Genomic DNA, 14,300 nt, shown 5'->3' with positions numbered 1-14,300 from the left:
AGAAAAAATGACGGTTGAATTAATCGCAACAGATATGGATGGAACATTTTTAGATGGTCAGGGAAGTTTTGATAAAGAACGTTTTTCTATCATTTTGAATCAGTTAAATCAAAAAAATATTCCTTTTGTGATTGCTAGCGGCAATGGAATGGTTAGATTACTGCAACTTTGTAAAGGATTTGAAGACCGACTAATCTTTGTAGCAGATAATGGGGCTCATGTCTATCAGAATGGTAAAACACTTATTCGTCGTACTATTCTGCAAGAGGAAACGAAGGCTATTTTAGATTTTTTCAGTGGTCAATGGGCTGACGTGTGTCTGATGTTATCAAATGAAGAAAATATTTATATGCAGGTAGGAGCAAATATGCCTTTTGCAGGAACTGATTTACCAATCGAGCCTGCACAAATGGCTGCTTTCCAAAATCGAGTGAAATACTTAGAAAATCTCAATACTTATCCCACCACTGATCCGATTTATAAGGTCGGTCTATGGGTGACTGAAAATCGCGTAGATCAACTAACTGAGTGGTTTAATCAGGCTTTTCAAGGTCGATTAGTTGCAGTAACAAGCGGTTATGGCTCAATTGATATCTTACCACATGGTATTCATAAGGCTTGGGGCTTGGAGCAAGTTTTGAACAGTTTAGGGATTGATCCTGAACACGTGATGGCATTTGGTGATTCAGACAATGATATCGAATTATTGTCCTACGTAGGGTACTCCTATGCTATGGAAAATGCGACTGACAATGTTAAAGCTGTTGCAAAATACTTGGCTCCCCACCATAGTCAAGCTGGTGTTTTTCGTGTAATAGAAAATTATATTGGAAAGGAAGAATAATATGATTCGCTTAGTTGCTTTTGATATGGATGGAACTTTTCTAAACTCACAAAACGATTATGATCGTTCAAGATTCAAGAGAATATTTAAACAACTACAAGAACAGGGGATTAGAGTAGCGGCCATTTCTGGAAACCAATACCAACAGATTCGTTCTTTTTTTACGGAAGAGGGAAATCATATGACTATTGTTTCTGAAGTGGGTGCCGTTATTGTGGAAAATGGTGTTAGAATTTTTGATACACATTTTGAGAAGCCTGTTGTTGAGCGAGTACTGGAAATATTACATCAAAAAGATTTACTTAAATCTTGTTCCGTTAGTGGTTTTAAAGCACTTTATTATGCAAAAGATGTGAAGGATGATTTTAAACAATTAATTCAAGGTCATAATTTTGTCTGTGAGGAGGTGGAAAGCCTCTTGCAGTTACCAGATGATGAGATTACGCTGATTACTCTTAATCTACCTAAAGAGACAGTTTCAGCATTATTGGAGGAACTGAATCAGGCTACTCACGGACAAGCTCGTGCTGTGTCAAGTGGATTTGGTTTTATTGATATTATTCCTCCTGGAGTGAATAAGGGTGTCGCTTTAGACTTTCTTGCCCGTCGATGGGGGATTTCTCCTGATGAAGTAATGGTCTTTGGTGATAGTGGTAACGATTTAGAAATGCTTGAATATGCTAAATATTCCTATGCGATGGAAGGTAGTCCAGAGGAAGTGATTAGAGCAGCAAAATTTGTCGCTCCTTCAAATAATCAATCAGGAGTATTAGAAGTGGTTGAACAAGTACTGCTGACCTCAAACTAAAACAGCTTGACTGCTTAAAGGCGGTCAAGCTGTTTTAGTAGGTAATGATATCGTCATTTAGATTATACTCTTCAAAAATCAAAAGCAGATGTTGTTGACTTGATTTGATGAGTGAAAGGCTCCAGTGGAGCCTTTCAGCCTGTTACCTTGAAATAAAATAGTAACAGGGCTCTATCTGCATCAGCGTCGCCTAGTCTGATAAGGAACTGAGGTGAAGGCCGTACTGTCTGTAGCTTGTCGCCTAGGACTAAAACCAAACTAAAACACTCAAAAAGCAACGGTCACTGACTTTATTTCCAACTTAAAGAAGTCCCCCGGACTTCAGCTACAGACATCCAGCTCCGCTGTCTTTTATTTCCAACTTAAAGAAGTCCCCCGGACTTCAGCTACTGACATCCAGCTCCGCTGTCTTTTATTTCCAACTTAAAGAAATCCCCCGGACTTCAGCTACAGACATCCAGCTCCGCTGTCTTTTATTTCCAACTTAAAGAAGTCCCCCGGACTTCTTTAACCACCTACACTGGTGAATTTGGTCATGCCGTAGCGGAAGATTTTGTAATTGATGCTAAATATGACGATAAGGACAAGTGGCAAGGCCAGTCCCCACATAGATAAATCTAAAAAATAGAGTGCTGGGAAATAAGCTGTAAAGGCGTAAGGAAAGACAAATATCAGAAGAATTTGAATGATTTTTGGATAGATATTTAGAGGATATTGGGCCATCTGATTGAGGGAAAAAATACCCATAGTTAATGGAAAAGACTCTACAATCCAAAAAGCTAGAGCAGTAGGTCCAAGCTGTATTGCTGCATAGAGTAGGCCAATACAAATTGTAATAAAAATGAGTAAGATTAGTTTGCCAAGACTCCATTCCAGGCCAAGTTCTTTGGAAGCTTGAAAGAGGGCAATGGAACCGATAAGCGTCGTTCCAATTCCTTGTGGCTGAATTCGTTCACAAATGAGTTGAAAGAGTGGATTGACAGGCATCAATATGAGTCGTTCAAATTCTCCCTGTCGGATATAGCGACTACCAAATACCCAAAGATTATCAAAGAAAATTAAGTGAATAGATCGACCGACTGTTGCAATTCCATAGATGAAAAGCATTTGGCCGTAATTGAAACCGGCAATTTCCTTAATGTTTCCAAAGAGAATGTTGAGGAAAATGAGATAGACAATTTGTTCAATCAAAGAGGAGAAGAGCCCGATAAAGAAGTCCACGCGAAATGACATCTGAGCCATCATGAAGACTTTGATATTATACAAGTAGAGGCTGATATATTTTTTCATGTTAACCTCCAAAAATGACAATGCGTCGTTTGGCTTGAGACCAAAGGCCTACAATAAAAATAGCGAGAAAAGGTATCCAAAGAACTTGCAAGCCCAAAGCCCTTAGATCGCTTTCTTGCCCAAGTAAAATGGAGATAGGGACATTAACAGCATAATTATAGGGCAATAGCTTTAAAAAGTTTTCCACGGCCTTTGGATAAAAGCTGAGTGGCAAGAGTGCTCCAGAGGCTAGATTGAAGAGACCGGTTCTTAAGAGCATAACGCCCCAAGCGTTGACTGTAAAAAAAGCCAAAAATCCAAAAGCCATATCAAGTAGCTGGACGATAAACATGCCGAGGATGGAGCTGACGAGAAAAAGGAGTAGTGTTTTCCCATCAGGCAAATAGAAATCTTGATGAACAAGCAAGATTCCGATAAATACTAGTCCAAATTTAAAGAGTTCCAACAGTTTATTTCCTAAATCTTTGAAAAAGAGGGCTAGGATAAAGGAGTAGGGTCTGAGAAATTCTCCAGCAATGCTCCCTTTCAAAATACTATAAGATAAATCTTCACCCAGTGAGAAAGAATTCAAACTGGCTAGTAAATTCGCGAAAATAATATAAGTGGTAAAAGTCTGCAAGGTAAAACCGTTGACTTCAGATTGAGTAAAGAAAATAGTTTTCCAGACATAGAGAGCCACCAAGATCTTCACTGCCAGTGAAACGAAGGTTGCTAGAAAGAAAGCCTTGTATTGCATGGCAGTCATCATAGTCAGGCGGGTCATATAGAAATATTTACGCATGAATACCCTCCTCATAAATTTGGCGGACCATGGTTTCAATTTCCAAATCTTTCATGGTAACATCTTCCACAGTAAAGTGATTGAAGACTTGCTCAATCACCTGAGCACTGGTCCAAAATTTACTTTGGTAGTGAATTTCAAAGTGAAAATCATCTTTACGAACAAATTCCAAGCCTTCCAATTGTAAGTCCTGTTCAATTGGTTTTTCTGTGGAAAAAAGGATGGTTTTGATAGTGGAAAACCGTTCTTTTAGAATGGTCAGAGAACCATCGTAAACTTTTTTGCCTTTATCAATGATGAAAATCCGCTCACAGAGACTCTCAATGTCCTTCATATCGTGGGAAGTAATCAAAAAGGTGGTTTGATATTGCTGATTCATGTAGCGAATAAAGGAGCGAATAGTCTCCTTTACGCTGGCATCCAAGCCGATGGTCGGTTCGTCCAAAAAGACAACGGCAGGTTGGTGAATAAAGATAGCTGCAAATTCACAGCGAACTCGTTGTCCTAAAGAGAGATTACGGATAGGTTGCTTCATGATGTCTGACAAATCCAATAAGTCAATCAATACAGTTAATCTCTCTTTAAATAGCTGATCTGGAACATCATAAATTTTGGCGTGTAGAATAAAAGATTCCTGTACGGGTAAATTCCAATCAAGATGCGATTTTTGCCCAAAGAGGACGCCAATTTGCTTATTCACTTCCTTACGCTGCTCTTGTGGGTTCAACCCGTTGATGCGGACTTGTCCTTGGTCAGGAAATAAGACTCCAGTTAACATTTTGATTGTGGTTGACTTACCAGAACCATTTGAGCCAATATATCCAATAATTTCTCCTTTCTCAACTTGCAAGGAAATGTCTTGAACTGCTGGAATTAATTTTTTCTTTGGTTTGAAAAAGGCTTTAATTGATCCTTTTAAACCGACTTCTTTATCTATAACTGAATAAGTTTTTGATAGATGCTCTGCTTGAATCATATCTGAATCTCCTCACTGAAAACGTTTGCGCAACAGTTAGTATAACACAATTAAGGAGATTTGGAACGAAAAATGAAGCATTACGGCAACATTTTAATAAGGAAATCGGTCATATATTGAGGAGATTCTTGCTTCCCGTTTTTTATCCATGCTTGTACAATTCCAAAGAAGGCGTGGGAAAAGTAGATACTCCGATATTCTTTTTCGAGTGAGGATAGATCCTCTTTACCCAAACGTTCAGCCAAATCATTTGAAATGAGCAATCGTACTTTGTTGATGAGGAAATTTTGGATTTCTTGGGTACCATTATGGGTCAGTAAGGATGATAATAGTTTTTCACGGTAGAGTAGTTCAAAAATTTCTAAGAAAGAGGACTGTCGATTTCCATCATAGCGATCAAATATGGCCTCTAACTTGTGAAATAAGCCTTGTTGGTAGGAGTCAATCAATTCATACTTATCCTTATAATGGGTATAAAAACTTGAGCGACTAATTCCTGCTGTCTGAGCGAGATGGGTGGTTGTAATCTCATTAAATCCTTGAGTTTCTAAGCAAGTCACCATTGCTTCTAAAATGGCTTGACGAGTTCGTTCTTTTCGATTATCTGTTTCCATATTCTCTCCTTTTGAACATTTTTAGACACATTGTCTAAAAACAATTCTTCCTACTTGATTTTGAAAATGATACTTGTATAATGTATTTTATCAGTTTTTAGACAGGGTGTCTAAAGAGGAGGAGTTTTTATGTCAGAAAAAGTAAAAAATTTTTTCACTAGACCAATGACCTTGATTACCATTATTGGTATAGCTTGTGTCCCGGCCTTATACAATCTTAGTTTCCTAACCTCTATGTGGGATCCTTATGGACGATTGGATCAGCTACCTGTAGCAGTTGTAAACCAAGATCAGTCTGCAACCTTTCAAGATAAAACCTTAACCATTGGTGATGATATGGTGGATGATATGAAAGAAAGCAAGAGTCTGGATTTCCACTTTGTATCAGAAAAAGATGCAGAAAAAGGTTTGGAAGAAGGGGACTATTATATGGTCATTACCCTACCAGAAGATTTGTCAGAAAAAGCATCTAGTCTCTTAACGGACCAGCCAGAGCATCTAACAATTTCCTATCAAACCTCTAAAGGTCACAGCTTTGTCGCCTCAAAGATGAGTGAATCAGCTATGGAAAAATTGAAAGCATCTGTTTCAGAGACGATTACTGAAACATACACCTCGGCTGTTTTTGACAGCATGGGAGAGATTCAATCTGGTATGGTTGAGGCGGCAGATGGAAGTCAACAATTGAAAGATGGAGCTAGTCAATTAGAAACCGGAAGTCAGACTCTATCATCAGGCCTATCTACCTTATCTTCATCAGGCCAATCACTCGTGACAGGAGCAAACCAATTGGCCACCGGAGTTGTGTCATATACAGATGGAGTCAATCAGGCTGCTTCAGGAAGTCAAACACTTTCCAGTGGCTTAACCACCTACACAAATGGGGTAGCGAGTCTTGCTTCAGGTGCGGAACAAATAAATGCCAATTCCTCTCAGCTCATCGCTGGGGTGGGACAATTAAAATCAGGAGCAAGTCAGGTTGAACAACTGGTAACAGGAGCCAATCAATTGCAGGCAGGCTTGGAGCAACTCGCTAGTTCAACTAGTTTGTCTGCCGAACAGTCTAGTCAGATACAGTCCTTATTGACAGGGCTTCCTCAGTTGCAAGTGGCCATCAACCAATTAAATGATAGCCTATCAAGTATCGGAGGAGTTGCAGTGAATACCACTACTCTATCTAGTCTCTTGACGGAGATGGGTGCTCAAGCTCAAGGATTGTTAACTACAGCACAAGCCGATAAAACAGCCAGCATTGCAGCCTTACAAGCAACGGCTACCTATCAAAGCTTGACAGCTGATCAGCAAGCTGAATTGGTTGGAGCCCTCCAAAATTCGCCTTCTACAACAGTGGCAGCAGCCCAAACGATTTTGGGCCAATTATCTCAACTGAGTCAAGCCTTATCTAGTCTACAAAGTCTTTCTGGTCTTGGAACGCAGTTAGGTCAATTGCAATCAGCTGTCGGTCAGATCAACACGGCTGCCAATCAGGCATTACCAGGTGCTACAACAGCCATTAAAAACCTATCAAGTGGCTTAAGTCAGGTCAACACAGCTTTGAACAAGCAAGTTCTACCAGGAACTCAAGCCTTGACGAGTGGTGTGAGTCAACTTCAAACGCAACTGTCAAGTGGAGCTAGTCAACTCATGTCAGGGGTGACAGCATATACAGCAGGTGTTGCCCAACTAGCAGAGGGTGGAGCTCAGTTGGTTGCTAACAATAGTAGTATCCAATCTGGAGGTAGCCAGTTAACATCAGGATTGGCAACCTTAGCTGCTAACTCTAGTCAACTTGTCAGTGGTTCAGGGCAACTGGCTTCTGGTAGTCAGCAATTAATTGCTGGTGCGGATCAATTAGCTAGTGGTGGGCAAACCTTGACAAGTGGTATTTCGACCCTACTTGTCGGCAGTGAAACCTTAACAAATTCACTCAGTTCAGCCAGTCAACAACTATCAGTCATCTCTGTAGAAGACAAAAATGCACAAGCAGTTTCTCAACCAGTCACCTTGGAACACAGTGACCAAGATGATGTGAAGACCAACGGTGTCGGAATGGCTCCTTATATGGTATCTGTCGCACTAATGGTTGCAGCCTTATCTACGAATGTTATTTTTGTCAAACACATTGATAATCGTTCCTACAAAAATCGTTGGGATTGGGCTAAAGGGAAACTGTTATTGAATGGCGCAATTGCCAGTCTGGCAGCACTGATTTTATATGGAGTTCTTCTGTTAATTGGGGTTGATCCGGCTCATCCAATGGCAACCTTGGGATTAATTCTTTTGGCCTCATGGACCTTTATGGCCCTCGTTACAGCCTTGGTGGGCTGGAATAATCGGTTCGGTTCCTTTGCAAGTTTAATTATCTTGTTATTGCAACTGGGTTCAAGCGCAGGTACCTATCCGATCGAACTTAGCCCACGCTTCTTCCAAGTCATTCAGCCCTATCTTCCAATGACGTATTCTGTTTCAGGTCTTCGTCAAACCATTTCTATGGCTGGAAATAGTAGTCATCAAGTTTGGATGCTGAGCCTCTTCTTAGTAGGCTTCATGGGATTAGGTCTCTTGATTTATAATCAGAATAATGAATAATTAGAAAACCAACTGCTCACAATGTGGACAGTTGGTTTTTCAGTTAATTTTGGTTGGTAATTGCACTTTTATCGGGGTCGTTATGTGCGATTCGACTAGCAGCAGCGGCTGCAATTGCGCAAACGATATCGTCTAGAAAAGTATGACAATGCACCCCATCCTTGCTATTGAGTTTGGCGATGATTCCTGGTTTTGATTTGTCTAAATATCCATAGTTGGTAAAGCCAATCGTACCGTAAAGATTGACGATTGACAATCCCATAATTTCATCAATTCCATACAACCCCTCATCTGTCATCAGAATAGACTGAAGGGGTTGAGAAAGTGCTCCTTGTTCAGCTAATTTATCCAATTCGATTCCAGTAATAATTGCGTTTTGTACCTCTCGCTTCGTTAATACTGCCTCAACGTTTTCTAAGCATTCTGATTGTGTCAAATGTGGGATATACTTATTTTGTAGATGCATGACTAGGTCAGCAATATCCTCAAGTTGAACACCTCGTTCTTTCAAGAGATCATAGGAGTAAATCTGAAGAGGTTTAGTTGACATAAATGAGTCCTCCTTAGTGTGTGATTGAGTCTTTTTGGTAAAAAATACAGATATTATTCAGTAATGTATCTCGACGATATCTGCCAGTGTTTAGGGCGACCATTCTTTACCAAGCTGAATGACTCCATTTGTGGAAGTAATAGTCAATTTATTCTTGCTATCTTTTTTCCCACTTGTAAAAGTTTGTTTGGTGTCTTCAACGGTAACTGTTTGGTCCTTATAAACGCCCTCAGGGAAGATTCCAATCTCTTTTAATTGTTCCTGTAAATTGGCATCTTCTTTTATGAGATTCCCAATTTCTTCATCCGTCAGGTTGCTTTCTCCATAATAGAAAAGTTTTCGTTCATCGATGGATAGTTCTGCAGTAAGCAGAGCCTCCTTTTGGCTTTTCTCAGATAAATTGATACGTGCATTTGTGTGTGGATATTCCTCGTTGCCCGTAAAACTATTTTCACCAATCACGGTGATGTTGGTAGTATCCATGCGATCGTATGCATCCCATTCAGTGTTTTCAAGTTGACTGTCAGAAATATGGAAGCTACTTGCATATCCAGTCACAGTTATATTTTTAAGAGTAGAATCTTCAACATAGATATTACCATAGTCCGTATTAATGCTCCCATTTTCGATAGTAGATTGGATAATGGACGTACTGCCATAAAGTGAAACTTGTTCGATATGGATGCCTTCTATAGAAAGTTCACCATTCGTACCAGATTCCAATCTTTTTAGTATTTTTCCTTTTGGGATTTCGATGGTAACCTCTAGATTCTCGTAGTTACGAGTAGCAACGGTCTCTGCAAGAAACTGCATGATACCGCTGATTTTGAAATCAGAAACAATAGAATCAAGAATCAATTCTCCATCATTTTCTGTAACTTGGAAGGGAAGTTGGAACCCTTTTTCAAAATCATGGTACCGAACGTGATAGTCACTGTCTTCAGATTCGATGATACGAATGGATCGTTCCCATCCACTGTTGATTAGAACAGAGTCTAATTGCTTGTAGGATTGCTCTTTGTAGGTTGGTTTCACGACATTACTTAATTGATCAACCCCTCCAGAGAAGAAGCCAATCCCTGTCATAATCAAACCGAGTATCAAGCAGACAAAACCAGTAATGCTGGCAATGAGTAATTTCTTTTTCATGCTCGTTTACCTCTTTTCAATATCCATTGGAAAAAAGCTTTAACTAGTTTCCAAGACCAATAGGCAAAAATAAGAGTCACTAGACAGACTAATAACGCTCCGCCTAACATGGTTAAGCCACTACCGAATCCTAGTAAGAATACACTGATGCCATGTGAAAGTAGACTAAATCCTTCCCAGATAAGATAGCCTCCACTGACAAATAGTCCGACACCGAGAACGAATCCTCCCATGATGAAACCAATTATCAGCAAGACGAGAGCTACTAAGGCACCAAGTAAGACAAGGAGAACGGGTATGGCAATTGGAAGTGTAACGATGGCCAGCATGGCTAACCAGATAACTTTTTTTGCTTTTCTAACTTCTTGAAAGTTTTTTCCTAAGTAAAAGGCTCCTGCAATCGAAGTGATAAAAATCCCAGCGATGCCAAAGAGGGGTTCGATAAAGAGGAAAAATACAGATAGTAAGAGGGCAAGGACAAGACCGGCTACTATGTATAGTGGTTTATAGTTGATTGGTTCATCATCCACTTCTTGAACGTCCTCAACTTGAATATGGCGGTTTAATATATTGGTAATCAACTCACTGGCTGCTTCTTTCGGGGAACCTAATTCCTCCATGATTGCGGTTTCTTTTTCTGGACCAGCTTCGTCAAAATATTCATTGAAAAAAGTAATGGCTTCTTGGAATTCTTTATGAGGCAATTTTTTCAAATATTTTTCCAATTGAGCCATGTATTCAGTTCTTGTCATGACGGACGCTCCCTTCTATAATGCCGTTTATCGTGTTAGTATATGTATCCCAGTCATCTTTTAATCGGACCAATTCTTCGTGCCCCAATTGGGTCAAACTATAATATTTCCTCATTCTTCCCTGGTATTCACGGGAGTAGGTCGTTAAAAAGTCATTTTGCTCCAATCGCTTTAGGATGGGATAGAGGGCGGACTCCTTGATGTTGGCAATCAGCTTAATGGTCTGACAAATTTCATAACCATAAGAATCATTTGACTCTAAAATGGCCATGATGAGAAATTCTGTCAGCACAGCAGGAACTGGAAAATGCATGGCTGTCACTCCTTTCACTTATTTTGGCAATCTTGAGTATTATTTTGATATATGCTTTTATCTTTTATATATAAAATTTCAATATATATAAAATATACACCCGTAAACCAATCTTGTCAAGCGTTTATATGTAAAAAATATCCGCAAACTATTTTCAAGGGATTTCAGGTGTAAACGTTTTATCGCCTTGAAAAATAATTTCAGAGTAGTAAACTTAATGTATGGAATAGCAATTTTTATGATTTCATACTGTGAAGGTTATCTGAAATGAAGGAATTGTTAATGTAGGGGACATGATTCGTGTATTACAAACGGCCATAGGAGTTGAATGGAGGAATGGAATGAAATTATATGTTCAGTTTATGATTATTTTGGTATTTTCATTTTTAGGGGAAGCTATTTCGATTATTTTTCATCTTCCTATTCCGGGAAGTATCATTGGTTTAATCCTCCTATTCTTAGCCCTAGAGTTCAAATTAATTCGTCTTCGCCACATTCATACGGTTGGAAATTTTTTGCTGGCTAACATGACCATTCTTTTTTTGCCTGCAGCGGTTGGGATTATGGAGAGATTTGATGCAATTAAAGAGTATTTACTTCCTATTATCATCGTCATCTTAGGCGCCATTTTTTTAAATATCTTAGTAATTGGTTTTGTTGTCCAATTTGTGAAGCAGCAGTTTGAGGGCGACTACGTTGATGCGGAGGGAATTCATGACTGAACTTTTTTCCAATCCTATTTTTGGTATTATGTTATCAATTGCAGCATATTTAATTGGAATGCTGATCTATCGGAGATTTCCTCATCCAATCAGTACCCCACTGTTGGTAGCTACAGGATTGATTATTGTCTTTTTAAAAATGACAGGTATTTCCTATAAGGAATATTATGCAGGAGGTTCCTATCTAAATATGCTTATTGTGCCTTCAACGGTAGCTCTAGGAATTCCTTTATATCGTTCTTTCCATCTAATGAAACATCACATTCGAAGTATTTTATTGGGAATTTTTGCTGCTTGTATTGTCAATACTGTCTTTACTGCCCTGATTGCCAAATGGTTTGGGATGGATTTTTTTCTAGCAATCTCTCTTTTTCCAAAATCTGTCACCACTGCTATGGCTGTTGGTATTACTGATAAAATGCAAGGAATAGCAACAGTTACTCTTGTAGTCGTTGTTGCAACAGGGATTCTGACAAGTGTTCTTGGTCCGGTCTTTTTAAAGCTACTAAAAATTGAAGACCCGGTAGCTGTTGGTCTTGCTTTGGGAGGAACAGGACATGCCATTGGAACGGGTACAGCGATAAAATATGGGCATACGCAAGGGGCGATGGCTGGCTTAGCTATTGGGATTACAGGCATCATGTATGTGGTGATTAGTCCTATAGTTGCGCAGATTATCTTACAATAAAAAAACTACGATTGGAATTCCAACCGTAGTTTTTTTAGTCTACATAAAGTTTGGATTGATTATTCAACCAACTATAAAGAAGTCCGATAAAGAGACCGCCACCAACGTAGTTTCCTAGTCCAGAAAAGAGGAAATTGCTTAATACACTTAATAGGTTCATTCCCTCAACTGGTCCACCATTTGAGAAGAAGGCTAAAGAGAAGAGAGAGAAGTTTGCGATGACGTGCTCATATCCCAAGAAAGCAAAGATAAAGATGATGAAAATAACGGAAATGAGACGTCCGGCATCATCTTTGATGCGTAAGAAGGTAAATACGCCGATATTCACAATAATATTAGCAAAGATTCCTTCAATAAACTGGGTAAGAGGTGTTTTTTCTAGTTTTGTCACTGTCGCTTCAAATAGGTAGCTATGAGCATCAACGTGCTGATAAGGCAGAGTCAGTGAGACCAAGTAACAAACAAGGACAGCGCCGATGAAATTGAAAAGGATACAGGTTGCCAACATCTCGAGGGCTATTTTAGTAGGAATTGTTTTTCGGTGAATGGCAACAGTCATATACATCATGTTGGATGTTCCAAGTTCGGCATTCATATATAAAATCATGAGTAATCCCCAACCAAACATCAAACCGTAGCTAAATTTTCCGAGCCCTTCTGCGACGTGGTTTAGTTTATCTGCCGTATAAAGAGAAATGACAATCCCCAAACCTAGATAGAGGCTGGCTAACATCGATCGAACAGCGTAGGCAGAAAAGCTGTGTTCAAACAAATCTGCTTTTTTCTTAATGCTTTTTTCAATTGTATATAGTAGTGTATCTTGGGTTGCTCCCATCCTAATCTCCTCACTTTATCTACTACTTTTTTCGAGTAAACGTTTTCATTTTACCGAATAGCTTTACTTTGTTTATTATACTTGATAAAATGGTTGTTGTCCAAAATAATTCAACTTTTGAAAGGAAATTTAGAAAAATATGGATGTTACATGGACAGTGAAATATATCACTGAATTTATTGCGACTGCACTCCTCATCATCATTGGTAACGGTACAGTTGCAAACGCTGACCTTAAAAGCACTAAGGGAAACAACTCTGGTTGGATTCTGATTGCGATTGGTTATGGTTTGGCAGTTATGATGCCAGCATTGATGTTTGGTAATGTCTCTGGAAACCACATCAACCCAGCCTTCACCCTCGGATTGGCAGTATCAGGCCTCTTCCCATGGGAACATGTTGCACAGTATATTGTTGCTCAATTGTTAGGTGCAATGTTTGGTCAATTGGTTATTGTAACGGTTTATAAACCATACTTTATGAAAACGGAAAATCCAAACCATATTTTGGGTTCATTCTCGACGATCAACGCGCTTGACAATGGTACAAAAGAAAGTCGTAAAGCGGCAACGATCAATGGTTTCTTGAATGAGTTTGTTGGTTCATTTGTATTGTTCTTTGGTGCTCTTGCTTTGACTAAGAATTTCTTTGGTGGAGAGCTTGTTGGTAAAGTCATTGAACAAGGTTACGACAAAACAGTTGCTGAAACAATGGTTGCGCCATATACATCAGGTTCAATTGCTGTTGCTCACATTGGAATTGGTTTCCTAGTTATGGCTCTTGTGGCTGCTGTTGGTGGACCAACAGGTCCTGGTCTTAACCCAGCGCGTGACCTTGGTCCACGTATCGTCCATGCCCTACTTCCAAAATCTGTTCTTGGTGAAAACAAGGCTGATTCAAAATGGTGGTATGCTTGGGTTGGTGTATGTGCTCCAATTCTTGCTGCAATTGTTGCTATTGCACTTTTCAAATTATTGTATCTTTAATAGTGAACCCGATTCGTCGGGTTTTTCTTTTTTGTTTTATGGATACTGAGGTGATTCGGTTGTCTGCTCTGCTATTTTCCTAGAAACTATGCTACAATAAAGTTAGAAAAAACCGGAAAAGAGGCTAGAATATGTCAGATGTTATTGCTTTTGGTTATGGAAGCAGTCGAGCGGAGATGCAGCTCAAGCGACTCAATCGTCATGGAATCATCGCAGGTGCGACAGGTACAGGGAAAGACCGTAACCTTAAAGGTCTTGGCAGAGCAGTTGAGTGATGCGGGCATTCCAGTCTTCCTATCAGATATCAAGGGCGACTTGAATAGTTTCAGGCTCTTTGTCAACTGTAGTGGGTAGATGAAAAGCTAACACCTAGAGAGGACGAACTTCGTCCTCTCTTTCTTTAT

The 14,300-nt window shown here is 39.5% G+C and carries 15 protein-coding genes and 1 pseudogene; 7 read left to right on the top strand and 9 right to left on the bottom strand.

The features are described from left to right. Window positions 1–7: 7 nt before the first annotated feature. Together ACPC58_RS05075 and ACPC58_RS05070 are read left to right on the top strand one after the other, a co-directional pair. A complete protein-coding gene (locus ACPC58_RS05075; RefSeq protein WP_434065432.1) occupies window positions 8–844 on the top strand; it encodes a Cof-type HAD-IIB family hydrolase in 837 nt (278 codons plus the stop codon). A gap of 1 nt (window position 845) precedes the next feature. Next, window positions 846–1,652: a Cof-type HAD-IIB family hydrolase gene (locus ACPC58_RS05070; RefSeq protein ID WP_434065431.1), complete on the top strand. Its 807-nt coding sequence runs from the start codon at window positions 846–848 to the stop codon at window positions 1,650–1,652. Between the two features lie 507 nt (window positions 1,653–2,159). Here ACPC58_RS05070 and ACPC58_RS05065 read toward each other — a convergent pair. The 4 genes from ACPC58_RS05065 to ACPC58_RS05050 form a co-directional block, all read right to left on the bottom strand. Next, the gene (locus tag ACPC58_RS05065; RefSeq protein WP_217374265.1) at window positions 2,160–2,942 is read right to left on the bottom strand and encodes an ABC transporter permease; all 783 of its coding nucleotides are present in this window, start codon (window positions 2,940–2,942) and stop codon (window positions 2,160–2,162) included. Window position 2,943: 1 nt separating this feature from the next. Continuing rightward, a complete protein-coding gene (locus tag ACPC58_RS05060) occupies window positions 2,944–3,723 on the bottom strand; it encodes an ABC transporter permease (RefSeq protein ID WP_172036838.1) in 780 nt (259 codons plus the stop codon). Then, complete coding sequence (locus ACPC58_RS05055; RefSeq protein WP_434065430.1) at window positions 3,716–4,699, bottom strand: ABC transporter ATP-binding protein; 984 nt, start codon at window positions 4,697–4,699, stop codon at window positions 3,716–3,718. Before ACPC58_RS05055 ends, ACPC58_RS05060 begins: the two co-directional genes overlap by 8 nt. An 80-nt stretch (window positions 4,700–4,779) precedes the next feature. Continuing rightward, on the bottom strand, window positions 4,780–5,313 hold the full coding sequence (locus ACPC58_RS05050) for a TetR/AcrR family transcriptional regulator (RefSeq protein ID WP_434065429.1): 534 nt from the start codon (window positions 5,311–5,313) through the stop codon (window positions 4,780–4,782). Between the two features lie 129 nt (window positions 5,314–5,442). On the opposite strand from ACPC58_RS05050, the gene ACPC58_RS05045 reads away from it, so the two are divergent. After that, window positions 5,443–7,902, top strand: a complete 2,460-nt coding sequence (locus ACPC58_RS05045) for a YhgE/Pip family protein (RefSeq protein WP_434065428.1) — start codon at window positions 5,443–5,445, stop codon at window positions 7,900–7,902. A gap of 43 nt (window positions 7,903–7,945) precedes the next feature. On the opposite strand, the gene ACPC58_RS05040 is transcribed toward ACPC58_RS05045, so the two are convergent. From ACPC58_RS05040 to ACPC58_RS05025, 4 genes are all read right to left on the bottom strand, one after another. Beyond that, window positions 7,946–8,452 carry a phosphatidylglycerophosphatase A family protein gene (locus ACPC58_RS05040; RefSeq protein WP_130554381.1) on the bottom strand — a complete coding sequence of 169 codons (507 nt, stop codon included), beginning with the start codon at window positions 8,450–8,452 and terminating at the stop codon, window positions 7,946–7,948. 90 nt (window positions 8,453–8,542) lie between these two features. Further along, a complete protein-coding gene (locus tag ACPC58_RS05035) occupies window positions 8,543–9,601 on the bottom strand; it encodes a DUF4097 family beta strand repeat-containing protein (RefSeq protein WP_434065427.1) in 1,059 nt (352 codons plus the stop codon). Beyond that, window positions 9,598–10,353 carry a DUF1700 domain-containing protein gene (locus ACPC58_RS05030; RefSeq protein WP_434065426.1) on the bottom strand — a complete coding sequence of 252 codons (756 nt, stop codon included), beginning with the start codon at window positions 10,351–10,353 and terminating at the stop codon, window positions 9,598–9,600. The genes ACPC58_RS05035 and ACPC58_RS05030 overlap by 4 nt, the downstream gene beginning before the upstream one ends. Beyond that, entirely contained in the window at window positions 10,340–10,666 is a 327-nt protein-coding gene (locus ACPC58_RS05025; protein WP_171989561.1) for a PadR family transcriptional regulator, read from the bottom strand. Before ACPC58_RS05025 ends, ACPC58_RS05030 begins: the two co-directional genes overlap by 14 nt. 341 nt (window positions 10,667–11,007) lie before the next feature. Here ACPC58_RS05025 and ACPC58_RS05020 point away from each other — a divergent pair, with 341 nt between their 5' ends. Then, window positions 11,008–11,388, top strand: coding sequence for a CidA/LrgA family protein (locus tag ACPC58_RS05020; RefSeq protein WP_434065425.1), 381 nt, complete (start codon window positions 11,008–11,010; stop codon window positions 11,386–11,388). Then, window positions 11,381–12,076 (top strand): LrgB family protein, encoded by a 696-nt coding sequence (locus ACPC58_RS05015; protein WP_434065424.1) that lies wholly within the window; start codon window positions 11,381–11,383, stop codon window positions 12,074–12,076. The genes ACPC58_RS05020 and ACPC58_RS05015 overlap by 8 nt, the downstream gene beginning before the upstream one ends. Before the next feature lie 34 nt (window positions 12,077–12,110). On the opposite strand, the gene ACPC58_RS05010 is transcribed toward ACPC58_RS05015, so the two are convergent. Then, a complete protein-coding gene (locus ACPC58_RS05010) occupies window positions 12,111–12,911 on the bottom strand; it encodes a formate/nitrite transporter family protein (RefSeq protein ID WP_434065423.1) in 801 nt (266 codons plus the stop codon). 139 nt (window positions 12,912–13,050) lie between these two features. On the opposite strand from ACPC58_RS05010, the gene gla reads away from it, so the two are divergent. Both gla and ACPC58_RS05000 read left to right on the top strand, forming a co-directional pair. Beyond that, entirely contained in the window at window positions 13,051–13,896 is an 846-nt protein-coding gene (gene gla, locus ACPC58_RS05005) for an aquaglyceroporin Gla (protein WP_418126757.1), read from the top strand. Between the two features lie 131 nt (window positions 13,897–14,027). Then, a pseudogene (locus ACPC58_RS05000) lies at window positions 14,028–14,220 on the top strand (helicase HerA-like domain-containing protein); the annotation flags it as partial. Between the last annotated feature and the right edge of the window lie 80 nt (window positions 14,221–14,300).

Source organism: Streptococcus sp. VTCC 12905 (genome assembly GCF_049893385.1).
GTDB lineage: Bacteria > Bacillota > Bacilli > Lactobacillales > Streptococcaceae > Streptococcus > Streptococcus suis_AA.
Note: the sequence above shows the minus strand (reverse complement) of the source record. Positions and strands in the feature narration are given on the sequence as shown.